Source organism: Aquirufa regiilacus, assembly GCF_032470275.1.
GTDB classification, from domain to species: Bacteria; Bacteroidota; Bacteroidia; order Cytophagales; family Spirosomataceae; genus Aquirufa; species Aquirufa regiilacus.
The window spans coordinates 1,265,038-1,288,018 of record NZ_JAVNWW010000001.1 but is presented as its reverse complement, the minus strand read 5'-3'; the positions used below and the strand labels follow the sequence as shown (position 1 = coordinate 1,288,018).

General features: G+C 41.8%; 26 protein-coding genes. 9 read left to right on the top strand and 17 right to left on the bottom strand.

All coding sequences use genetic code 11. The annotated features are described in order from the left end of the window. Positions 1 to 140: 140 nt before the first annotated feature. Positions 141 to 401, bottom strand: coding sequence for a hypothetical protein (locus PQG45_RS05705; protein ID WP_315577481.1), 261 nt, complete (start codon positions 399 to 401; stop codon positions 141 to 143). Positions 402 to 474: 73 nt separating this feature from the next. Next, a complete protein-coding gene (gene pdxH / locus PQG45_RS05700; protein ID WP_315577482.1) occupies positions 475 to 1,107 on the bottom strand; it encodes a pyridoxamine 5'-phosphate oxidase in 633 nt (210 codons plus the stop codon). Between the two features lie 65 nt (positions 1,108 to 1,172). Here pdxH and polA point away from each other — a divergent pair, with 65 nt between their 5' ends. The 5 genes from polA to PQG45_RS05675 all read left to right on the top strand — a co-directional run bounded on the left by polA (position 1,173) and on the right by PQG45_RS05675 (position 7,398). Beyond that, positions 1,173 to 3,998 carry a DNA polymerase I gene (polA, locus tag PQG45_RS05695; protein ID WP_315577483.1) on the top strand — a complete coding sequence of 942 codons (2,826 nt, stop codon included), beginning with the start codon at positions 1,173 to 1,175 and terminating at the stop codon, positions 3,996 to 3,998. Between the two features lie 10 nt (positions 3,999 to 4,008). Beyond that, positions 4,009 to 5,001 (top strand): glycosyltransferase, encoded by a 993-nt coding sequence (locus tag PQG45_RS05690; protein WP_315577484.1) that lies wholly within the window; start codon positions 4,009 to 4,011, stop codon positions 4,999 to 5,001. A gap of 42 nt (positions 5,002 to 5,043) precedes the next feature. Next, positions 5,044 to 5,520, top strand: coding sequence for a peptide-methionine (R)-S-oxide reductase MsrB (msrB, locus tag PQG45_RS05685; RefSeq protein WP_315577485.1), 477 nt, complete (start codon positions 5,044 to 5,046; stop codon positions 5,518 to 5,520). A 48-nt stretch (positions 5,521 to 5,568) separates the two neighbouring features. Then, a complete protein-coding gene (locus PQG45_RS05680; RefSeq protein ID WP_315577486.1) occupies positions 5,569 to 6,138 on the top strand; it encodes a Crp/Fnr family transcriptional regulator in 570 nt (189 codons plus the stop codon). Between the two features lie 63 nt (positions 6,139 to 6,201). Continuing rightward, on the top strand, positions 6,202 to 7,398 hold the full coding sequence (locus tag PQG45_RS05675) for an MFS transporter (RefSeq protein ID WP_315577487.1): 1,197 nt from the start codon (positions 6,202 to 6,204) through the stop codon (positions 7,396 to 7,398). Between the two features lie 216 nt (positions 7,399 to 7,614). On the opposite strand, the gene PQG45_RS05670 is transcribed toward PQG45_RS05675, so the two are convergent. From PQG45_RS05670 to PQG45_RS05655, 4 genes are all read right to left on the bottom strand, one after another. Further along, positions 7,615 to 8,340 carry a thioredoxin domain-containing protein gene (locus PQG45_RS05670; protein ID WP_316070441.1) on the bottom strand — a complete coding sequence of 242 codons (726 nt, stop codon included), beginning with the start codon at positions 8,338 to 8,340 and terminating at the stop codon, positions 7,615 to 7,617. Positions 8,341 to 8,424: 84 nt separating this feature from the next. Next, positions 8,425 to 8,721, bottom strand: coding sequence for a thioredoxin (gene trxA, locus PQG45_RS05665; RefSeq protein WP_315577489.1), 297 nt, complete (start codon positions 8,719 to 8,721; stop codon positions 8,425 to 8,427). Positions 8,722 to 8,990: 269 nt separating this feature from the next. After that, entirely contained in the window at positions 8,991 to 9,296 is a 306-nt protein-coding gene (locus tag PQG45_RS05660) for a rhodanese-like domain-containing protein (RefSeq protein ID WP_315577490.1), read from the bottom strand. Positions 9,297 to 9,367: 71 nt separating this feature from the next. Continuing rightward, positions 9,368 to 9,967, bottom strand: coding sequence for a class I SAM-dependent methyltransferase (locus tag PQG45_RS05655; protein ID WP_315577491.1), 600 nt, complete (start codon positions 9,965 to 9,967; stop codon positions 9,368 to 9,370). Between the two features lie 38 nt (positions 9,968 to 10,005). Between PQG45_RS05655 and PQG45_RS05650 the strand changes: the two genes are divergently transcribed. Further along, positions 10,006 to 10,416: a DsrE family protein gene (locus PQG45_RS05650; RefSeq protein WP_316070440.1), complete on the top strand. Its 411-nt coding sequence runs from the start codon at positions 10,006 to 10,008 to the stop codon at positions 10,414 to 10,416. 41 nt (positions 10,417 to 10,457) lie between these two features. Here PQG45_RS05650 and PQG45_RS05645 read toward each other — a convergent pair whose 3' ends face one another. Next, complete coding sequence (locus PQG45_RS05645) at positions 10,458 to 11,453, bottom strand: glycosyltransferase (RefSeq protein ID WP_316070439.1); 996 nt, start codon at positions 11,451 to 11,453, stop codon at positions 10,458 to 10,460. 38 nt (positions 11,454 to 11,491) lie between these two features. Further along, positions 11,492 to 12,682, bottom strand: a complete 1,191-nt coding sequence (locus PQG45_RS05640; protein WP_315577494.1) for an NAD(P)/FAD-dependent oxidoreductase — start codon at positions 12,680 to 12,682, stop codon at positions 11,492 to 11,494. A gap of 145 nt (positions 12,683 to 12,827) precedes the next feature. On the opposite strand from PQG45_RS05640, the gene PQG45_RS05635 reads away from it, so the two are divergent. The 3 genes from PQG45_RS05635 (at position 12,828) to PQG45_RS05625 (ending at position 16,286) form a co-directional block, all read left to right on the top strand. After that, entirely contained in the window at positions 12,828 to 13,481 is a 654-nt protein-coding gene (locus PQG45_RS05635; protein WP_316070438.1) for a DUF2202 domain-containing protein, read from the top strand. Between the two features lie 88 nt (positions 13,482 to 13,569). Beyond that, complete coding sequence (locus tag PQG45_RS05630) at positions 13,570 to 14,607, top strand: c-type cytochrome (RefSeq protein WP_316070437.1); 1,038 nt, start codon at positions 13,570 to 13,572, stop codon at positions 14,605 to 14,607. A 5-nt stretch (positions 14,608 to 14,612) separates the two neighbouring features. Then, the gene (locus PQG45_RS05625; RefSeq protein WP_316070436.1) at positions 14,613 to 16,286 is read left to right on the top strand and encodes a bifunctional metallophosphatase/5'-nucleotidase; all 1,674 of its coding nucleotides are present in this window, start codon (positions 14,613 to 14,615) and stop codon (positions 16,284 to 16,286) included. 187 nt (positions 16,287 to 16,473) lie between these two features. Here PQG45_RS05625 and PQG45_RS05620 read toward each other — a convergent pair whose 3' ends face one another. The 9 genes from PQG45_RS05620 to PQG45_RS05580 all read right to left on the bottom strand — a co-directional run. After that, a complete protein-coding gene (locus tag PQG45_RS05620; protein ID WP_315577525.1) occupies positions 16,474 to 16,920 on the bottom strand; it encodes a DUF6691 family protein in 447 nt (148 codons plus the stop codon). A 68-nt stretch (positions 16,921 to 16,988) separates the two neighbouring features. After that, positions 16,989 to 17,552 (bottom strand): YeeE/YedE family protein, encoded by a 564-nt coding sequence (locus PQG45_RS05615; RefSeq protein ID WP_315577498.1) that lies wholly within the window; start codon positions 17,550 to 17,552, stop codon positions 16,989 to 16,991. 185 nt (positions 17,553 to 17,737) lie between these two features. Then, positions 17,738 to 17,941, bottom strand: a complete 204-nt coding sequence (locus PQG45_RS05610; RefSeq protein ID WP_315577499.1) for a DUF6132 family protein — start codon at positions 17,939 to 17,941, stop codon at positions 17,738 to 17,740. Continuing rightward, positions 17,919 to 18,128 carry a hypothetical protein gene (locus tag PQG45_RS05605; RefSeq protein ID WP_316070435.1) on the bottom strand — a complete coding sequence of 70 codons (210 nt, stop codon included), beginning with the start codon at positions 18,126 to 18,128 and terminating at the stop codon, positions 17,919 to 17,921. Before PQG45_RS05605 ends, PQG45_RS05610 begins: the two co-directional genes overlap by 23 nt. 84 nt (positions 18,129 to 18,212) lie before the next feature. Further along, a complete protein-coding gene (locus tag PQG45_RS05600) occupies positions 18,213 to 18,485 on the bottom strand; it encodes a rhodanese-like domain-containing protein (protein WP_315577501.1) in 273 nt (90 codons plus the stop codon). Positions 18,486 to 18,487: 2 nt separating this feature from the next. After that, complete coding sequence (locus tag PQG45_RS05595) at positions 18,488 to 19,906, bottom strand: MBL fold metallo-hydrolase (RefSeq protein WP_316070434.1); 1,419 nt, start codon at positions 19,904 to 19,906, stop codon at positions 18,488 to 18,490. Positions 19,907 to 19,939: 33 nt separating this feature from the next. Then, positions 19,940 to 20,761 (bottom strand): sulfite exporter TauE/SafE family protein, encoded by an 822-nt coding sequence (locus tag PQG45_RS05590; RefSeq protein ID WP_315577503.1) that lies wholly within the window; start codon positions 20,759 to 20,761, stop codon positions 19,940 to 19,942. Positions 20,762 to 20,851: 90 nt separating this feature from the next. Next, positions 20,852 to 22,267, bottom strand: coding sequence for a hypothetical protein (locus PQG45_RS05585; protein WP_316070433.1), 1,416 nt, complete (start codon positions 22,265 to 22,267; stop codon positions 20,852 to 20,854). 59 nt (positions 22,268 to 22,326) lie between these two features. Next, the coding region (locus tag PQG45_RS05580; protein ID WP_316070432.1) for a Crp/Fnr family transcriptional regulator at positions 22,327 to 22,981 on the bottom strand (655 nt) is incomplete at its 5' end.

Here is a 22,981-nt window from a genome sequence, read left to right as displayed (position 1 = left end):
CTGATAAAAATAGACAGTGGTCATTCACTAGTCCGAGGGAATATATTATACTTAACTCTTCCATGCCTAATCGCCGCATTGCATGCGTCTCAAACTTTGGCAATCCTGAAAGGTTTGCCAAAGATGCTAAGGTCCAACGTCTAAGGTCCAATGTCCAATGTAACGTCTAATGCTAATCGCCGCATTGCATGCGTCTCAAACTTTGGCAATCCTGAAAGGTTTGCCAAAGAAGCTAAGGTCCAGTGTCTAACGTCTAATGCTAATTGCCGCATTGCATGCGTCTCAAACTTTGGCAATCCTGAAAGGTTTGCCAAAGAAGCTAAGGTCCAGTGTCTAACGTCTAATGCTAATCGCCGCATTGCATGCGTCTCAAACTTTGGCAATCCTACAAGGTTTGCCAAAGAGGTTAACGTCTAAAGCTAATCGCCTAATTACTTGCGTCTAATGTCTAACGTCCAACGTCTAATGTCTAATTTATGGCGCAATACGATATCTTTCCCACGCCTGCCCATTCTTCTCATACACGATCCGATCATGTAGTCTTGAAGGTCTGCCTTGCCAAAATTCGAAATAATCAGGAATCAATTCATAGCCTCCCCAGTGGGCAGGTTTGGGGATTTCCTTGCCCTCAAATTCTTTGGCTAATTCCGCATAGCGTTGTTCTAAATATTCACGGGATTCCACCCGGGAACTTTGGTCGGATACCCAGGCGCCCAATTGAGATTCTCGAGGTCTTTGGTGGAAATATTCGGTGGAAAGAACCTCCGACATCTTATGTACATGGCCCTCGATGCGTATTTGACGTTCTAATTCACCCCAGAAAAAGGTAATAGATGCTTGTGCATGATGAGCTAATTCTGCGCCTTTACGGGAATGATAATTGGTAAAAAAGGAGAAAGCCTCATCCACATGTTTTAGAAGGACAATTCGCCCTGCCGGTTTATTGTTGTGCCCCACGGTACTCAAGAACATCGCATTCGGCTCAGGAACTTTGGCATTCGAAGCCTCCTGAAACCAAATCTTAAATTGTTCGATTGGGTCTTGGTGTACCGTTGTTTCCAAAAGTTCACCTTTTTGATAATTCTCACGAAGGGCAGCTAAATTCATAATTCAGAATTTTTATTTCTTATCTTTGAGCGGGCTTTCTGCTCGTTCAAATTTAGTCAATTTCTATGAAAAAATTATTCCTTTTTGATGCCATGGCGCTGATTTATCGTGCCCATTTTGCGTTCGCTAAAACACCCAGGATTTCATCAAAAGGCTTAAATACAAGTGCCGTTTTTGGTTTTACAAACACCATTTTGGAAGTCATTCAAAAGGAAAAGCCTGATTACTTGGGCGTTGCTTTTGATACATCGGCGCCTACTTTCCGACATATCGAGTATACGCCTTACAAAGCACAGCGTGAAAAGCAACCGGAGGACATTACGATTGCGATTCCCTATGTGAAGAAATTAGTGGAGGCCTTGGATATTCCTATTTTGATCTTAGATGGCTATGAGGCTGATGACATCATCGGGACAATTGCCAAAAAGGCCGTTCGGGCAAATCCGGAAATTGAGGTGTATATGATGACGCCCGACAAGGATTATGGCCAATTAGTAGAGGAGCGCATCAAAATGTATAAGCCGGCCTTCATGGGTAAGGGGGTTGAGGTTTTGGGTCCCAAAGAGGTTTGTGCCAAATGGAACATTCAAAACGTTGACCAAGTCATTGATATGTTGGGTTTAATGGGTGATGCCGTGGATAATATCCCGGGTGTACCTGGCGTTGGAGAAAAGACTGCTCAAAAACTAATTGAAGAATACGGTTCCATGGAGAACCTCTTTAAAAATACAGATAAATTAAAAGGAAAGTTGCGTGAAAACTTGGAAAATTTCCAAGAACAGGGGATGCTTTCGCGTCATTTGGCAACGATATTATGCGAAGTTCCAATTGAATATGAAGAAGAGCGATTAATTAAAACGGAGCCTAATCGGGAGTTATTAGAACCTTTGTTGGACGAGTTAGAATTCAGAACATTGCGTCGGAGAATTTTAGGTGAGGAACCTGAACCCGTCGCTGCCAAAGCCAAAGCTAGCCCGAAGGTGGCTGCTAATCAAATGGATATGTTTGGTTCACCCGTTGCCGCGCCGGCTGATTTCATGATGTCCGATGAGGCGGAAGAAGCTGTATCTCATTTTAATAATTTGGCCAACACGGCGCATCAATATCATTTAGTGCAGGGTGAAGCGGCGATTAAATCCTTGATTGGATTTTTGGCTAGGCAAACAAGCTTTTGTTTTGATACCGAAACGACGAGCTTAACGGCTGTGGAGGCTGAGCTTGTTGGGATGTCATTCGCCTACCGCAAAGGGGAGGCTTTTTACGTGCCTTTCCCAGCAGATCAAGCGGAGGCGCAAGCCCAGGTTGATTTATTCAAGGAATTATTTGCGAATGAAGCCATTCAAAAAGTCGCACAAAATATCAAATATGATATGAGCGTGTTGGCTAATTATGGCGTAGAAATCAAAGGTGCCACGTATGATACCATGTTGGCTCATTACCTCATCGAACCCGAAAAACGCCATAACATGGATGCTTTGTCGATGGCGTATTTGAGCTATGAACCCTTGTCGATTGAGACGCTAATTGGTAAAAAAGGCGCTAAGCAAGGTAATATGCGTGATGTAGCCTTGGAAGATATTAAGGAATATGCGGCGGAAGATGCGGATGTAACCTTGCAATTAAAGCCTTTCTTAGATGAGCAGTTGGCGAAAAATCCCAAAGCCATCGAGTTATTAAATGAAGTAGAATTGCCATTAGCCCGGGTGCTTTCTAAAATTGAATGTGAGGGTGTTAACTTGGATGTGGCGTTTTTACAGGAAATGTCGAAGACCTTGGAGACTGATTCGCGGGAGGTCCAACAAAAAATCTTTGAGGTGGCTGGCCAGGAGTTTAATGTCGCTTCACCCAAGCAATTGGGTGAGATATTATTTGAGAAACTGAAATTAGATCCCAAGGCTAAGAAGACTAAAACCGGTCAATACCAGACGGGGGAGGAGATATTATCTAAATTAGAAGCGGAGCATGAAATTGCACGTTTGATTTTAGATTTCAGAGAATTACAGAAATTGAAGTCGACCTATGTCGATGCATTGCCCCAATTGATTTCGCCCAAAACAGGTCGTATCCATACCTCATTTATGCAGGCAGTGACGGCAACGGGCCGATTGTCTTCGAAGGACCCCAATTTACAAAACATACCGATTCGGACGCCACGTGGTCGGGAAATCCGAAAAGCTTTCATTCCTCGGGATGAGAATTTTCAGATATTATCGGCCGATTACTCACAAATCGAATTGCGAATCATGGCAGCATTTGCCCAGGATGAAGCGATGTTAAATGCCTTTAATCAGGGAATCGACGTGCATAAGGCGACCGCCGCCAAAGTTTTCAAAGTAGGTTTAGATGAGGTAACATCGGAATTACGTAGAAGAGCGAAGGCCGTCAATTTTGGTATTATTTATGGTCAGTCGGCCTTTGGACTAGCGGGTTCTTTGGGAATATCACGCACGGAAGCGAAGGAAATTATTGATCAATATTTTGTTGAGTTCCCAGGGGTAAAAGCCTTTATGGATACGACGATAACGAATGCACGCGAATTAGGCTATGTAGAAACGGTGTTAGGTCGTCGTCGCTATTTACGTGATATTTTGTCGGCCAACATGAATGAGCGGAGTTTTGCGGAGCGAAATGCGATCAATGCCCCGATACAAGGTTCCGCGGCTGACATGATCAAAGTAGCCATGATTCGGATTCAAGCGTTTATTGAACGGGAAAACTTGAAATCTCGGATGATTTTGACGGTGCATGATGAATTGGTTTTTGATGCGCATGTTTCAGAAATTGATTACCTTCGTACGCACATTGATGAAATTATGTGTCAGGCCTTGGATTTAGGCGTGAAGATTGAGACGGGCATTGGCGTTGGAATGAATTGGTTGGAAGCCCATTAATGGATAAGTTTTGAAGATATCTGTTGCACTTTGTACCTTGAATGGAGAGAAGTTTCTCCGGACACAGTTGAGTAGTTTGGTTGATCAAACCTTACCACCCGATGAGGTTATTGTGTGCGATGAAGGTTCTTCCGACCGGACCATGTTGATTCTAGAGCAATTCAAGGATCGTTTACCCTTACAAATTCATCAAAATCCCACGCGTTTAGGTACGTATCAGAATTTCCAAAAAGCGCTTACGCTGTGTACAGGAGATTATATTTTCCCGGCAGATCAAGATGATTTTTGGGATCCACAGAAAATTGAACGTATTGCGACCTATTTTAATCACCATGAAGATGCGGAAGTCGTTTTTACGGATGCTGTTTTGGTGGATGAATTTGGCCAAATTTCAGGAAAACGCTTGTGGTCTACCTTCCGTTTTCGGGAAGAGCAGCAGCGCGATTGGAAAATGGGCAAATCGGTCGATATCTTGTTGGACGGTAACCGAGTTACCGGATGTACCATGGGTGTTCGTAAGCGTTTTTTAGATCGCGTGACGCCTTTCCCTACCAACCTTCCTAGTTATTTCTTACATGATGCCTGGATAGGTTTATCGGCAGCGCTTGAAAATAAGATTGATTTTATTCCCGCTACCTATGTGCAATACCGTTTGCATTCAGAGCAGCAAGTGGGAGTGAAAGGAAACCAAGGAACGCCACCATCCCTTTGGGAGCGGATTCAACGCCCGCATGAGGATAAGGTAGGACCTTATCGGAAGAAATTGGAATTTCTGGTTGAGCTTCGCAAAGCGGTTTCTGCCAAATTTCCGAATCAACGATTTGAGCCTTTGGATACGCGCATTGATTATTGGGATCGTCGGGCCAACTTACCCGAAGCGCGCTGGAAACGTTTGAAGAAAACGATTCAAAATCTAATTTTGGGGAATTATCATCGCTATAAGGACATTGATGCGCCTGCGGAGACGCCGTATTTAATGTTTCTAGGTGATTTGATCGAGTAAAACAATTGCACAGATTTTTCGTTTAATCTGAAACGAAATCTTATGAAATCATTTTCTTATTTCTTGTTTGTTATGGCACTTGCGTTTCAAGCATGCAGCCAAGCACCTAAATCAACACCATCGATGGATCAATTACCAACTTCTGAAGCAGAATGGAAGGCTAAATTAAGTGAGGAGGAATTTTACATTTTGCGCCAAAAAGGTACTGAGCGCCCTTATACGGGTAAGTTTTTGATGCATGTGGATAAGGGTTACTACACATGCAAGGGCTGTGGAACGCGCTTGTTTAAATCGGATTCCAAATTTGACTCGCATTGCGGTTGGCCTTCATTCGACAAAGAAATCAAAGCAGGTGTCATCAAAGAAACCGCGGATTTGACCTTGGGCATGCGCCGGGTGGAAATCACCTGTGCCAAATGTGGAGGCCACTTAGGTCACGTGTTTGATGATGGTCCCACGGAAACAGGCTTACGTTATTGCGTAAACTCGGTTTCTTTAGGGTTTGAGAAGGATAAATAAAGGTAGTAGGCGCGAGGTTTCGCGTCTCTACAAATGAGTAATCGAATTATGTCGCACGTACTGATTTCGTATCTTAAGAAAATTTCAGGGCTAAGTCCTGAGTCCGAGGAGGCCTTAATTTCTCTTATCGAATCGCAATCTATTCCTAAAAATCAGGATTTACAGCATATAGGTCAAACCTGTAAAACACTCTATTTCTTGAAATCAGGCCTCGCGCGTATCTATTATTTTCATGATGGGAACGATGTTACAGAAGGTTTTTATGAGCCATTTTGTTTGATTGCACGGGCTGAAAGTCTTTTTGGTGGCTTGCCGAGTAAAAAAGCGATTCAGGTGTTGGAGGATTCGGAGGTTTGGTCGATATCCACGCAGGATTTATTTGCTTTATATGATGCCCACCGGGATATTGAGCGATTGTTTATGCGCTTGTTTGAGCGTGCTTATGTGCAAACCATTCAGCGCATCGAGAATTTGCAATTTCATACGGCGGAAGAACGTTACCGACTTTTGGCTCATGAACAATCTGAAGTATTACGTCGGGCACCTTTGAAATTTATTGCATCCTATTTAGGTATCACGCAAGTAAGTTTGAGTCGCATTCGCGCGAAGAGAGATTAATTTAACATTTGATAAGTGGAATTGCTTTGCATTTAGGCTTCTTTGCAGGAATAAATGTAAAGTATGGGAACGCAATTAGGTTTACGCGCGAACTGGAAGCAGTTTAGTTTATTGGTCTTCATTAATGCCTTGGTAGGAGGGATGATTGGGTTGGAGCGCTCCATTTTACCTAGTTTAGCCTCGGAATCTTTTGGCATGGAGTCACATGCTGTCATGTTTTCTTTCATTGTCGTTTTCGGAATTACGAAATCCATAGCAAACTATTATGCGGGGCATTTTGCCAATCAAATCGGTCGGAAAAATTTATTAATTCTCGGTTGGTTTATTGCCATCCCCATTCCCTTTATTTTGATGTGGGCACCCAACTGGAATTGGATTGTTGCGGCCAATATTTTGTTGGGTATCAATCAAGGCTTAGCTTGGTCGAGTACGGTAACGATGAAGATTGACTTGGTAGGCGATCGAAATCGGGGTTTAGCCATGGGAATTAATGAGTTTGCGGGCTATCTTTCCGTGGGATTGGTTGCTTTTTTAACGGCTTGGATTGCTCAGCATTATGGAATTCGTCCGTATCCTTTTTATTTAGGGATTGCTTTTGTAAGCTTGGGAATGTTGTTGTCGGTATTTTTTGTGCAAGATACGCGCGGGCACGTTTCTGCTGCGGCAGTTCAGAGTACGGTGCCCCGATTAACATCTATTTTTTGGGATACGACATGGCGTCATCCAAATCTAGGAGCGGTCACCCAAGCGGGATTAATTAATAATTTGAACGATGGGATGATTTGGGGACTTTTCCCTATTTTATTATTGGCCAAAGGCTTTGCATTAGCTGAAATCGGAATCCTTGTTGCTTTATACCCGATGGTGTGGGGACTGGCGCAATTGGGGACAGGGAAGTTATCCGATTTGATTTGTCAAAAGGATTTATTGATTTTGGGTATGCTCTTTCAGGGCATAGCGCTTTTTGGATTAATTGTTGCACAAAAATTTTGGCATTTTGCTAGTCTATCGGTGCTTTTGGGTTTAGGTACTGCCATGGTTTATCCTACCTTCATGGCTTCAGTGGCGCAAAATACGCATCCCGAGGATCGGGCAGAAAGCTTAGGGGTGTTTCGTTTGTGGCGAGATTTAGGTTACGCGATAGGAGCCTTCATGACGGGGATATTGATGGCCTATTTCCCTGTCTGGGTGAGTATTGCTTCGATAGGTACCTTAACGATTATATCAGCGGGGGTAATTAAGATTCGGATGAGGTGTTAGTTAGACGTTGGACTTTAGACATTAGTCGTTTGTGCTAAGGTCGTAATCCTATTAAGGTTCAATTTCTATCGCCTAACGTCTAAAGTCCAAAGCCCAACGTCTAAAGTCCAACGTCTAAAGTCTAATCGATGCTTCGCATCTCAAACTTTGGCAATCCTGATAGGTTTGCCAAAGAGTCTAACGTCTAACGTCAAACGTCTAAAGTCCAACGTCTAATTACAATAATATCTGCGTCCACTTTTCAGTCATCGCTTTGGCTTCCCCCATCCCAGTTTGCTTATTAGCCAATTTGCCATTGATGTAGAATTCTAAATAGGGGATGGATTCAATTTGTTTGGCTTTCGCGAGTTCTTGGTTGGCGTCTACGTCAATTTTGATTAACTCAACTTTCCCATTTTGAGCTTTTACCCAAGCTTCTAATACAGGACTTAATTGTTTGCAAGGACCACACCATGTCGCATTGTAGTCGACAATCACTAATTTTTTGCCTTGTAATTGTTTATCAAAGTCGGCGAGGGTCATACCTGAAGAGGGGGCTGAAACGCCTTCACTTGTACTGATCGGTAGATTGGCCGACTGCCACGCAAGCATTCCTCCTGATAAATTGACGATTGATTTAAATCCCATTTCTTGTAGCTGTGTAGCCGCAGCACTTGATCGACCACCGGATAGGCAATAGACATAAACGACTTTCGATTTATCTAATTTTGCAGCAGCTTCTTGAAATAAATTGCTTGAAATGTCAGCAAGTACCGCGCCTTTGATATGTCCATGGGCATATTCATCGCTCGTACGGACATCCAGAATTTGACCAGGTTCGGCTGATTTTAGCGTGGTTTGGAATTCAGACGCAGTCAAATTTTGCAATCCTTCTTGTTTGGTACATCCAAGTAACGAGAGCGCGATGAACAATGTGGCGAAAATAATTTTTAACTTTTTCATATGTATTTGAAAATTTGAATTTTTAAGAAGTTGGCTGACGGATAGTGGACTGATCACTGATCACTGTCAACTGATCGCTGTCAACTATTTATGCTGTTTGATAATTCCTTCCAGTGTACTTGCTGGAACTACACCGGATTGGCGCCAAACAGATTTTCCATCCTTGAAAAGGATTAAGGTAGGAACTGACCGTATTTGGAATTTTTCAGCCAATGATCTGTTCTTGTCTACATCGATTTTAATGATTTTGGCAGCCGCTCCCACTTTCGATTTTACTTGTTCCAAAATGGGTTTCAATTGCTTGCATGGACCACACCACTCGGCTGAGAAGTCGACCAACACCGGTTCAGGTGATTTTAATAATTCTGCGAATTTGCTCATAGGTTAAAGTCGCTAGTCACTAGTCGCTAGTCACTGGCATTTAAATGTTCTAAGTTTTCCAAAGTCCGGAGTGAAATAGTCCGAAGTCCGGACGGGTTTCTTTGTCCTGGTCAGTTTTCTAAAGTCGCTAGTCACTAGTCGCTAGTCGCTAGTCGCTAGTCGCTAGTTTAAATAATTCGGCAAATTAATTCATTTCTATCTACCACTTAACTCTAAACTCTTCACTCTTCACTCTTAACTCTTAACTCTTCACTCTTAACTCTTATCTCTTATCTCTTAATTGAATTCCAAGGTCCGCCATTGTACACCTGCGTAAATCCTGCAGCTTGTAATTGTCGGCGAGCCATACCACTTCTACTTCCAGAACGGCAGCAAGTTATAATAACCTCATCTTTCTTCAATTTGTTCATTTGGCTACCCAAAGTTTGCAAAGGTAAGTTGATCGACCCTTTAACATGGCCATCTTTGTATTCTGCCGGTGTGCGAACATCGACAATTTTGGCCCCGTTTTCAATAAGTGCTTGAATATCCACGGATGGTCCAAAGCCCAATAAGTTTTTAATGAATTGTAGCATGTGTTTGTTTTTTTATCATTCAAAGATACTTGGCTCATTCTGTCTAAAACGTGATAATTGTCTCTTGGGTTTTATTTTGATTTTATCCCCTTGAACTGAATGACTTCCGCCAATCCTTGATGCAATGGCCCCTCATTCAGCGTACGTTGAATTTCTTGATTCACCTGAATGGCCAATGATTTAAAATCGGAGGCCAACAGCGTTGGATCAAATAACCATTCAATATTTTTTGGCCCGCCGGATGTGTAAGCTAGTTGGCGTTTGTTGAATCCTTCGATCAACAAAGTCGCCCCTGGCTTAAGCCAGTTGATAAATTGGGCATGTACTTTCGTGCGTACATCAGGCGGTGTATGAAAATAGGTTGACATAATCAGGTCAAATGATTCAAATGGAAATTCCACTTGCAAGGCATCCGCGCATACATAATGCAATTGAACCTGCTGGTCACGAGCTAACTTCATGGCTTTGGATTTACCCTGCTCACTGAGGTCAAAGGCATAAACCTCCCAACCAAGTTTGGCGGCATATACGGCATCTCGGCCTTCTCCCGCGGCAGAAATTAATATGCGTCCTACGGGAAATTGGGCAATTTGTTCGGCGAAAAAGTCATTTGGATTGATTCCATATTGATATTCTTTTGATTGATATCGTTCATCCCACATTGCTTTCATTCGGGTAATTGGTTAGTTTCGTAAAAAAAATATAACATATGAAAAAGACTATTTTATCTTTCCTTGTTTTCATTTCTGCTGTTTTTGCTGTTCAAGCCCAACAGCCTATACACAAAGTGGTTATTCAATTAAATACCTCAGATACCCTTGTTTGGCATGGTGCACTGAAAAATATATCCAATCTGCAAACCGCTTTAGGTACGAATACGCAAATTGAATTAGTGGCCCATGGTTCAGGAATTAGTATCCTTATTGACGGCAAAACAACTCAAAAAGCCAAAATTGCTGAATTAGCAGCCTCGGGTGTATTATTTAAAGCTTGTGAAAATACGATTCGTGAACGTAAAATCGATCGCGCCTCCATCTTATCCCAAGCGGGTACTGTTCCTTCAGGCGTCGCAGAAGTTGTGCTTAAACAAGAGGCCGGCTGGGCTTACCTAAAATACTAAGGCAATTTAGCGTGCTTTCAATTAAAAGCCTGTGATGAAAGTCACAAGCTTTTGTTATTCCAAGGCAAAAATTTGGGTGGATTTTTTTCGATTAGCTGAGGATTTTGGGTATTCAAAGTGCGATCATTTAATACACATTCATAAGCAATCACATATTTTTTAGCCATGCTCTGCGCATCAAAAACGTCTCTTGCATAGGCATGACATGCTTCTTTGCTAAAATCAGATGCATGTTGGATTGCCTCTGTTAACGCTGTTTGTTGGTCACTTAAAACACCAAATTCAGGTTTAACTAATTCGGGTAAAGAGCCATAGGGTGTCGCAAAAATGGGACATCCAAAATAGAGGCTTTCCGTGATGGCTAATCCGAAGGGTTCGTGCCAACGGACCGGAAAGATTAATCCTTTTGATTGACCGAGTAAATCAAGTTTTTGTTGGCCACCCACCGTTCCATAAAACTGAATTCGGGGGCTCCAGGTCATTCGGAAGCCCATTTTGAGATTGAGTCGTGTGCCGCCTAGGACCGCTAATTGTTCGTTTGGACTTTGTAGGGTCGTATCAATGGCCCCTTGTACATTTTTTACGCGCCAGGCAGCCTTGCCTAAGAAATGAAAATGATTCCGAGATTGTGCCAAATTGGGTTTTCCATAGTCACTCCAATCTAATCCATTGTGAATAAACGATTCGGAACCATAGCGGTTCGCATGGTTTTTGGATACAAAAATTGAATTGATGTTTAGGATTGTTTCAGCAGGCACATTCCCATGTACGGTCACAACATAAGGCTTTATCATTGTTTCTGAAGGTGTATGATTCAGATGAACCACATCGACAGAAGCTGGAATTTGTGCATTTAACGACACGAGCGGATTCCAAATGATCACCGATGCAAAAGGGCAGTAGGAGCCTTGGGGTACTAAAAAGGTGACTTGGTGCCCGAGATCCCGCAAGGATTTCGCTAAGCCCCAAATCACCCGTTCAGTTCCTCCATAACCAGCGACTGGAATTTTCTGATCATGGACGATTAAAATGTGCATTTTTTGTGTGATTTGACAAACAAAAATACACAATTTTCCTACATTTTACCTGGCAGAATTTGATTCCAGTAAAGGTATGGAAGTAGGTGTTTTTTCATTTGGTACATGGACCAGCGTTCCTTGGATTGATCAAATGGGAATGTTTCCGTCGGTATATTGTTGTAATCAAATTCTGCTAATACCAATTTATTGTAGCCTGTAATGATGGGACAAGATGAATAGCCATCATACGAAGCCGACATGGGTTTACCCTTCATCACATCGAGTAAATTATTAACCAGCACAGGTGCTTGTTTGCGTATCGCAGCTCCTGTACGCGATACGGGTAAATTTGCAGCGTCTCCACACCCAAAAATGTTTTTGTATCGCAAGTGTTGTAGGGTGTGTTTTTCTACATCGATCCAGCCAGCGGCATTTGCGAGCGGACTTGATTTAATGAAATCAGGTGCGGATTGTGGCGGAGTCACATGAATCATGTCAAAAGCGACCTCATACACTTGATCCTTATTGGATTCACCTATCCCCACAAATGTAGCGATTTTAGCTGGCCCATCAATTTCACTGAGTTTAACAAAAAACTGCGTGTTAATACCATAGCGGGCTATCACGTCTTTCAGTGTATTTTCATATTTTTCCACACCAAAAACCCGGGTTCCTCCACTCCAAAACTCAACTTGTGATTTAATGTTGTTTTGACGAAAGTAATCAGCTGCCAAATACATGATTTTTTGAGGAGCTCCTCCACATTTGATTGGGGTATGTGGATTTGTAAAAATCGCTTTGCCTCCTTTTGTCTGCTGGATGCATTCCCATGTATATGGGGCCGTCTCAAAACTGTAGTTGGAGCACACCCCATGTTTACCAAGGTTCTCTTTCAATCCTTTGATTTCACCCCAGTTGAGTTGAATTCCGGGTACTGTAATCAAATAATCATAGTGTAATTCCGAACCATCCGCAAGAGTTACTTTGTTTTCGTCGGGTAAAAATCCTTGAACCATTTGTTGGATCCAGTTGGCCCCCGCAGGAATAACAGATGCCTCATCTCGTTCGGTGTCTTTGATGTTAAATTCACCGCCACCCACGAGCGTCCAGGCGGGTTGGTAGTAATGTTTTTTGGCTCCATCAATGATGGCGATGTCCAAGGTGGAATCTTTGCGGAGGAGTTGGGAGGCAATGGAAATGCCGGCATTCCCTCCGCCAACAATCACGATTTGGTGATGATTTTTCATGGTTAACGTGTTTAATGATAACGCTATATTCAGCATAAAATATTGTTCTATTCGTGATAATAGTCACTTTTGGGTTTCGTGTGAAATGTCACGCTCGTTTGGGGCCATCAGGTTTACATTTGATAAATTTTAAAACCGATATATCATGAAAAATGTAGTCTTTTTGCTTGGGGTATTGTTGTTAAGTGGTTGTGAAAAAGGTGGCCCCTTGAACACGGATCAAGGGAATTTAACACAAAGTTTAGCGGCCATTCAAAGTTCCGTAACGAATTTGCCGCTTGAATCCTTGGATTCAGCTGAGCGAGAGCGGATTTTATTTATTCGCGAAGAAGAGAAATTGGCCTATGATGTATACCAAACGCTGTTTGATCGATACGGTGTTAAAATTTTTCAAAATATCCCCAACAGTGAATTGAGTCACATGGAGGCAATGCTAAGTATTATTAAAAAATATCAATTAATTGATCCAATGGATACCCATCCGCGTGGTGTTTTTACGGATCCCGTGCTTCAATCCTTGTACAATGCCCTGGTTAGTCAAGGTCAAGTAAGTCTTTTAGCGGCTTATCAGGTAGGTGCAAAAATTGAAGAATTAGATATTTATGATTTGAATAAATCGATTGCTGTAACTAATAATCAGGATGTGAAATTGGTGTATGATTTCTTGAATAAGGGGAGTCGGAACCACTTGAGGTCTTTTTACAAAAAATTATCGAATGCGGGAGGAACGTATGTTCCTGTATACATTTCGTTAGCGGAATTTACTGCGATAGTAACTACGCCTACAGAAAAAATGTAATTAATTACTTGCAAAGTGACAAAAGTCACACGTATTCTACTATTTTATTTAGTCATTTGTTTCTTTACCAATTCGCTCGTCTCATCCCATGAACCATCAGACCCAGCCGCATAGCCTCTTGCAAATGTTCCTATATACCTTGCTAATCGCATTAATAGCATTATTGGGGTATTTAAGTTTTTCGCACATTCGTTCAACTGATGGAATGGTTGATTCGACTCAAGCGTATGTAGAACCTGATTCAAATTTCACCCATCTATGGACGGCTCCATCGGATTGGAGGTTGATGTATCTAAAGTCGGAGGAGAAAGCTTTGGTGGAATATGGTCGGGAGTTAATTGCCCATACATCTGAATATTTAGGGCCAAAAGGGTCCGTGAAGGCTATTTCCAATGGCATGAATTGTCAAAATTGCCATTTAAATGCTGGGACTCAACCCTGGGGGAATAATTATTTCGCCGTGCAATCCACCTATCCGAAATTCAGAGCTCGTTCAGGAGCGATAGAAGATCAAGTTAAACGGGTCAATGATTGTTTTGAACGTAGCTTAAATGGCCAGGCCTTAGCGGCTGAAAGCAAGGAGATGCGGGCTATTTTGGCCTATATTAAGTGGTTAGGGTCAGATGTAGCGAAAGGTGTAGCACCCAAAGGTTCAGGCATTTTTAAATTGAAAGGTTTGAAACGTGCCATTGATCCAATCAAAGGAGCTGAAGTGTATGCTGCCAAATGTCAGTCCTGTCATCAAGCAGATGGGGGTGGTGTGATGGCTGATAATGGGAAGTCGTATACCTATCCTCCGCTTTGGGGACCCCATAGTTACAATCATGGGGCAGGGCTATACCGGATGTCCAATTTTGCGGGGTATGTCAAATACAATATGCCATTAGGGGCAAATTACGAGAAACCACAATTGACAGATGAGGAAGCTTGGGATTTAGCTGCTTATGTGAACACGATGCCGCGTCCTGCTAAAGATTTGAGTCAAGACTGGCCTGATATTGCAGGCAAGCCTTTTGATCATCCTTTTGGGCCTTATGCAGACCCATTTACGGAAGATCAACATAAATATGGGCCATATAAGCCGATTAAAGAATGGATTGCCAAACACAAGAAGTCTAAAAAATAAACCGAATGAACTCGAGAAGAAAATTTTTACAAGGTGGTATTCTGACCAGCGTAGCGGCTTTATCGCCCCTTGCCTCGCAAGCCAAGACTTCTACAAAGAATACTTTGTCAACGAAGTCAATCGCCGGGTCTGGTCAAATTACGATTTTACAAACGACCGATGTGCATTGCCAACTGCATGCACACGATGAATTGTTTTGGGAAAATAATGAGTTGACTTTTCGTAAAGCGGGAGGTTATCCACATATGGCTACGGCCTTAAAGAAATTAAAAGAGAAGAATCCGGAAAACACAATCACTTTAGATACAGGTGATATGTTCCAAGGAAGTATGCTTTCTGTTAAAACAACAGGTCAAGCGTTCGTTCCCTTGTTAAATGCGATGGATTATGACCTTTATTTACCGGGTAACTGGGAGGTAGTCTATTACAAAAAGAACATGCAAAAATTGATGGGAGGTTTACTTGCTCCTAAAATTTGTGCCAATATGTACCATGATTTAGGAGATGGAAAGAAAGGAGAACTGATTTTTCAACCTTACCAAATCATGCATCGTTTGGGAGTTAAAATTGGGTTTTTAGGATATACTGACCCATTAGTTCCCTTGCGTCAGTCCCCTTTGTATTCAAAAGGAATTGTCTATACCAAACCGGAAGATAATTTAAAGGAATATGTGACCTTATTGCGTGAACAGGAACAATGTGATTTCGTGATCATCTTGTCTCACTTAGGCTTATCTCAACAAATTGCCTTAGGAAATCACCCGGATTGCCAAGGGGTAGACTATATTTTTGGTGCTGATACGCATGAAAGGGTTCGTAAACCTATTCAGGCAGAATACACGAAGATTGTGGAGCCCGGTGCCTTTGGGTCATTTATTGGTAAACTTGATATTCAAGTGAAGGATGGGAAAGTACTAGGGTCCACATATGAGTTAGTGGAGGTTGATCCAATCAAATATCCAGCTGATGCGGAGATAAAAACCTTAGTTCAGGATTTAGAAAAGCCTTATAAGGAGGAAATCAATAAAGTACTCGGCTATAGCACGGTTCCGCTTTACCGCAACTTTGTGGTAGAGAATACCATTGATACAATGATTGTAGATGCACTAAAATGGAAGGTGAATGCAGATGTTGTATTATCGAATGGATTTCGTTTTTGTCCGCCGCGCGTACCCGGAAAAGATGGCAAAGTAGCCATTACGGAAGGGTATTTATATGATATGTTACCCGTAGATAGTACCATTCGTACGGCGAAAGCTTCAGGCCAACAAATTCTAGATTGGTTAGAAAAAGAGATGCAGAATGTATTTGCACAGGATGCATCAAAGCGTTTTGGCGGTTGGTTAATTCGCTTCAAAGGTATGCAAGTGGAATTCAAAGCATTTGAGCGTGTAGGTCATCGTGTCCAAATGGTAACGATTGCTGGTGCTGAATTAGATAAAAATAGACTTTATACCTTATGTGCATGTGAACGTGATGGGGATCCCGAGGATATGTTGTGCCGCATGAAAGGGGTAAAGGAGGCTACGAATACAGCCTACACCTTGCACTCAATGATGAAGGAGTATTTAGTTAAATTCTCTCCTGTAACACCTATTTTACGCCACGATGCAAAGATTTTGGATGGTCCTCAGGATTTGTTGAGTCAAGTGACGGGGGTGGATTATTCCTTTAGGTAGACTCTGAAAATTAGAGGTAAGAGGTAAGAAGTAAGAACGAAGAGGTAAGAGGTAAGGATTTCATAATAAAAGCTAGTCGCAGTAAACCTGGGCTAGCTTTTTTGGGGCTTGATATAAAAAAAACCAGCAGAATATTATTTCAGCTGGTTTTTAAAAACGTATACCTCTTCGTTCTTACCTCTTACCTCTAATGCGGCAACTGGTCTCTAAACTTACCATATACCCACGTTCCTGCCGTAGCGCTCAGAATAACCACTAAGATTACGATAGCGCCTGAGCCAACTTGTGCGAAAAGAGGACCTGGGCATGCGCCTGTCATAGCCCAGCCGAGGCCGAAAATCAAACCACCATAAATTTGGCCTTTGTTGAACTTCTTATCTGTGAATGTGATGTCCTCGCCGTGAATCGTTTTGATCTTCAATTTTTTGATTAAAAATACGGAGATAGCTCCTACAACTACCGCTGTACCGATCACACCGTACATGTGAAAGCTTTGCAGACGGAACATTTCTTGAATTCTGAACCAAGAGATAATTTCAGCTTTGATAAATACGATACCAAAAATTACGCCTACTAAACTATATTTCAAGTTGTAGTACCATGGGTGATTTAATTCAGATTCATTGACACACATGGTGTCCAAAGAACGCACTTCGAAATCAGTTGGATTTGCGTGTTGATTAGTCTTGTTTTCCATGTTTATTATAAATTTAAAATGAATGGAATGATGAAATTTGCCATGATAAATCCACCGATCATGAAACAGATGGTAGCTACCAAAGATGGCCATTGTAAGTCGGAAAGTCCCATGATTGCGTGACCTGATGTACAGCCGCCCGCATAACGTGCTCCAAATCCTACTAAGAATCCTCCACCGATCATCATGACTAAGCCACGCGTTGTGAACAAGGTTTCAAAAGAGAATAATTGTACGGGAACCATGCCTGAGAAATCTGTAATGCCATAACTAGCTAATTCCTTGGCTAAATCGGGATGGACGATAACAGCATCCCCCGAACCTAAATAGATTGTAGAGATAATGCCACCCACCAGAATTCCGCCTACAAAAAAGAAATTCCAAGACTCTTTTTTCCAATCATATTTGAAAAAGGGAATATTGCTGGGTAGGCAAGCTGCACACGCATGGCGTAAGTTAGCTGAAATACCAAAATGTTTGTTCCCCAAAATTAATAGGGCAGGGACGATAAGTCCGATAATTATTCCTGCCGTATACCAAGGCCAGGGTTGGGTGATTGTTTCCATCATTGTAAGTTAAAATTTAGTTTTTAAGTCGTTAGTCGCTAGTTGCTAGTTGCTAGTTGCTAGTCGCTAGTCGTTAGTCGCTAGTTGCTAGTTGCTAGTTGCTAGTTGCTAGTTGCTAGTTTAAATAATTCGGCAAATTAATTCATTTCTATAAAATCTCTTCACTCTTACCTCTTCACTCTTACCTCTTATCTCTTCACCCTCGCTTTGGCAATCGTTCCAATCATCAAGTAACCTAGCACGGCAAAATAAATAATGCTGTTCAGGGGTTTGCTTGTGATCGGACAGGTGCCTGTCGAACAGCCAATATCTCTCCAGTAGAAATATCCAGCGATGCCGCCAAATAGGCTACCTAAGATTTGCCAAAAATTAGTTTGAATGAACTTCTTCATATTCAATTTCCGCTGTTTTTTTTGGGTTTGATTTTGACATAGGTACAGCACAACCTTGAGCGCCACAGCCTGCATTTAAGATTGCCATGCCCACTAATACAAGTCCTAGTAATCCCATAAGGGTATCTTGGCCCCGGTATGCTTCAATCAAGGCATATCCACCGATAACCAGGCGGATGATGCGCATTACATTCCAATTTTGAGTTAAGTTAGCAAACATAGCAGATAGGGATTAAAAGCCCAGGCAAAGCCTGGGCTACAAATTTTGTCATTAATCTTGATAAACAAGCATTTCATGCAGTCCACCACCGTTGTAAACCTCCGAAAGTCCTGCTTGTTTCAGTAAATTCATGGCCATGCCTGAACGATTTCCGCTTCGGCAATAGACAACAATGGGTCCTTTCATCGATTTAAATTCATCTAAGCGTAAAGGAATTATGCCTAAAGGTATATTGATTGCTCCATCAAAATGTCCCATCGCAAACTCATTTGTTTCGCGGACGTCAACAACCGTAGTTGCCGGGTTAGCTAATAAATCTTCCATGATTACAATAGTGTTGAAGGACATACATATTCAGAAACTTTGAATTTCTCCGATTCTTTGATGGCTTTAAATCCACCCTTGATGTCGATTAAGTTATCATACCCACGAGCTCTCAACGTCGAGTTGAAAATCATTGAACGGTAACCACTAGCACAGTGAATGAAGTAGGTTTTGTTCTTGTTGATTTTCAACATGCTGTCATTGATGAAATCCAATGGTGCATTTTCAACATCGATGACATGCTCAGATAAATATTCAGAGTTTTTGCGAACATCTAAAATTTCTCCCTCTCCAGCTTGAACACGCTTCAATAATTCATCCGTATCTATGGACTCGATGTGATCAACTTCTTTACCTGAAGCTTTCCAAGTGGCAAATCCACCCTTCAAATAACCTATCGTGAAATCATACCCCACACGTGCTAAACGCGTGATTACTTCTTCTTCGCGGCCTTCATCGGTCACCAATAAGATTTCTTGTTTGATGTCGGGAATCATCGCACCAACCCAGGGAGCAAACGATCCATCGATTCCGATGTTAATTGAATTAGGTACAAATCCTGCTGCAAATGTTTGTGGATCACGTGTATCTAAGATTAACGCACTCGTTTCATTTGCTGCCGCTTCGAATCCTTCTGGACTTAAGGCATGCTGTCCACGCTCCAATACTTTGTCAATGGAATCATAGCCTTGAATATTCATTAAAACGTTCAATGGGAAGTAAGCGGGAGGAGCAACCAAGCCTGTTAATACCTCTTTGGTAAATGCTTCTTTTGTTAAAGCAGGGTTTAATGCATAATTCGTTTTCTTTTGGTTACCCAATGTATCAGTTGTCTCTTTGCTCATGTTTTTACCACATGCTGATCCCGCTCCATGTGCAGGATACACGATAATATCATCTGCCAAAGGCATGATTTTGTTACGCAAAGATTCAAATAGATGACCCGCTAAAATTTCTTCTGTCAAATCAGCCTTTACTTTTTGGGCTAAATCAGGACGACCTACGTCACCGATAAACAACGTATCTCCAGAGAATAAACTCGTTTCTTTTCCGTTTTCGTCAATCAAAAGAAAACAAGTAGATTCCATCGTGTGACCCGGTGTGTGAATGACACGGATCGTCGCGTTTCCTAATGGGAACTCTTGTCCGTCTGTTGCAGAGATGCAATCGAATGCACAAGCGGCATTGGGTCCGTAAACGATCGGAGCACCTGTTTTCGCCGACAAATCAATATGTCCAGAAACGAAGTCGGCATGAAAGTGTGTTTCAAAAACATACTTAATTTTCGCTCCGTTGCGTTCTGCTTTTTCAATGTAAGGTTGCACCTCACGAAGTGGATCGATGATTGCCGCTTCTCCATTGTTCTCGATGTAGTAAGCACCTTGTGCTAAACATCCTGTGTAAATTTGTTCTACTTTCATTTTGGTAATTATTATGCTGTGAATGTGATTGTTTTATTTCATTGGGAAAGCAAGTTGTTGGATTAGGATATACATCCCCATCACCAACACAAACCATCCGAAACCTACTTTTAATTTATTTCCATCTACTTTTTTACTAATGATGTCGCCTAAGAATATACCTACGATGGCAAGGCCAGTTACGATTAACAATAAGTTCCAATCAATCACCTGATGTCCTAGGTCACCTGTAAATCCGATTAATGATTTCGCAGCAATGATTAATAAGGAAGTTCCTACAGCTTGTTTCATGGATAATTTAGACAGCATGACTAAGGCCGGGATGATTAAGAAGCCACCTCCTGCGCCTACTAAGCCTGTTAAAGTGCCCACTACAGCACCTTCTAATAAGATCATCGGATAGTTGAATACTTGTTCTTCTTCTACATAGGTACCTAATTTCTCTTTCTCGCATTGTTCACATTTGCCGCGAATCATGGAGATAGATGCAGCGACCATCAATACTGCGAATAAAACCATCATTAAGATGGATTTGGTGACAACAAAATCACCAACGGTGAAAACTTCTGCAGGAATTAAAGGAACGATAAATTTACGCGTCGCATAAACCGCTGCTATCGAAGGAATGCCGAAAATAACGGCTGTTTTTACATTGATTAAGCCTTGTTTGTATTTAGGGAATGCCCCTACTAGGGAACTTGCCCCTACAACAAAAAGCGAATATGCCGTTGCCAAAATAGGATCTACACCAAATAAATAAACTAAAACGGGTACCGTTAAAATGGATCCTCCACCGCCAATTAAGCCGAGTGAAATTCCAATGAGTAGTGAAGCAAAATAACCTATAATTTCCATGCGTGTTTTATTGTTTTTTGTTGATACAAATTTGGGGCCATTTTTATCGCTTTTTCGTGATTTTTATCACAAGGCTAAAAATAGTTTTAATCAAAAATGAAAGTTTAAAATCAGGTTATAATTGCTCATATTGACCTTATTAATGATGTATTTTTCATTTTGATAGGTTTCCCCCTGGTTGGCTTTGTGTACATACAAGGCCTGTAATTCTAAGCCTTCAAGGAAATCAACGAACTCATAACTCAAATCGATATTTAATTGTGTGTAGCTGGGGAGGCCATATTTGTTTAATGCGTAGTTCTTTACATCAGGCAATTGGAAATAACCATAACTTAATGAAGCCTTCAAGGGTACCTCAGAAAAGCTATAATTTACTTTCCCTACATACGCATTCACATCGCCAAAGCCTTCATTTCGCTCCCGAGGCATAAATGTATAAAAAGGATCACGACCCCATTCGCGTGGCATTAAATATCGCCCCTCTGCGGTAATGCGTGTATAGTTGAAGGATGTTTTCCATTGCGTATTTTCATAGCCTATTTTAGCGCTGATAACGCGTGATTTTTGGCTAGGAGCGAAATAGGTTTTCGTTGGATCTTCGTTTCCTCCCTCATTAACCGCTTGCTGTTGCGTATATTGAATGCCTGCTACCCAATGTTGCTGCTTGATATCCCATTGTACCATACTGGTGTTGAATACATTTTCAACAAATACATTCCAAAGTTTAAGTGAGTTTCCTCGAGGTAATTGATGGGTATATCCCATAAGGTATACGCCTTTGGATTCGATGTTCCCTTTATAATTTCCTTTGGTCCCATTTACATTCGTACCATTTGGATAAATTCCGATTGACTCGCCTATTCCATACCAATCAACTGTTCCGCGCGGGGAAATTTCATACAAGTATCCCCCTTCCAGCTTATTCTTTTTGCCTGGAAATAATTCTCCGTAAATACCACCCACCTCAGTAGGACGCATTCGGCCATCTTGAAGATTGATAAAGGGGGTGTTAATGAGCTGTTTACCAACCGACACATGGGATGATTTCGTGAAGTTGTATTTTAAATAAAGCTCCTCTAGGCGATCTAAGTCATGTTTGTTAGCTAAATCCGCTAGATCAAATAAAGAGGTTTCATACCGACTGACCGTCTGTGTATATTTGTCGACATGCGTCATGTCGGAGGACCCCATGTTGTAGATAAAATAACCTCCTACACCCATCTGAAAGCCTTTGAACGCGGCTGTTTCGTAAAAAAGTCCTCCGCCCATCGCATTCGCGTGTGCATCCGTTAGGTGGTCCTGGTTTTCTGTCGCCATGAAAAAGTAACGCAGGTTACCGTGTACTTTGCCATGTTTAAAGGCAAAAAGGAGTGAGGTTGAATCCTCCGCGACACTTTTTTTTCCTTTCCAAAGATGAGGGGCTGAATGAATTTCTTGGTGTTGACCCCTAAGCGATAGGCTCGTTCCTAGGCTAATGATCATTAGAAGTAGGTGTTTGATCTGCATGCTGTGATAAATTTCAGCTGCAAGTTGGCTCCATTTCTATTTATCCTGCGTGATGAATATCACAGCGTCTTCAAATCAATAATTTCAATTTGGTTTTTGTTGATTTTGATATGTCCTTTTTCCGCCAGCTTCTTCATCAAACGAGAAATAACCTCCCGAGAGGAATTAAGTTCTGTGGCGATATCGGTGAATGAAACCTTGATCGTATTACTCTTTAGGCTCTTTTGATGTTGTTTTAAATACCACAATAATCGTTCATCCAAATTACGAAAGGCAATGTGGTCAAGTGTATCCAATAATTCCTCAAAGCGAGAACGGTAGGTTTCTAGGACAAATTGATACCAGGATTTGTACTTAGCCGCCCATTCATCCATTAATTCCACCGGAATGGTCAAAACTTCGGTGTCTACCAATGCCTTCGCCATGATTTGGCTATTCAGATTTCGGGATGCGCAGGTCATGGAAATCGCACAAGCTTCTCCAGGGTGAAGGTTGTACATGAATACCTCGTTACCTTCATCATCCTCCCGGAAAACTTTAATAATTCCTTTCGTAACCAATACCGCGGAGCGAATGCTTTGGCCTGTTTTCATGAGAAAATCATCGGCCTGAAACTTGCGAATCACGCCAACCTGTTGGATTTTCTTCTTTAACTCGGGTTCGAAATTGGCTAATATATCTAATTCCATGGGTCTGTTTTTAAATCCCCAGACT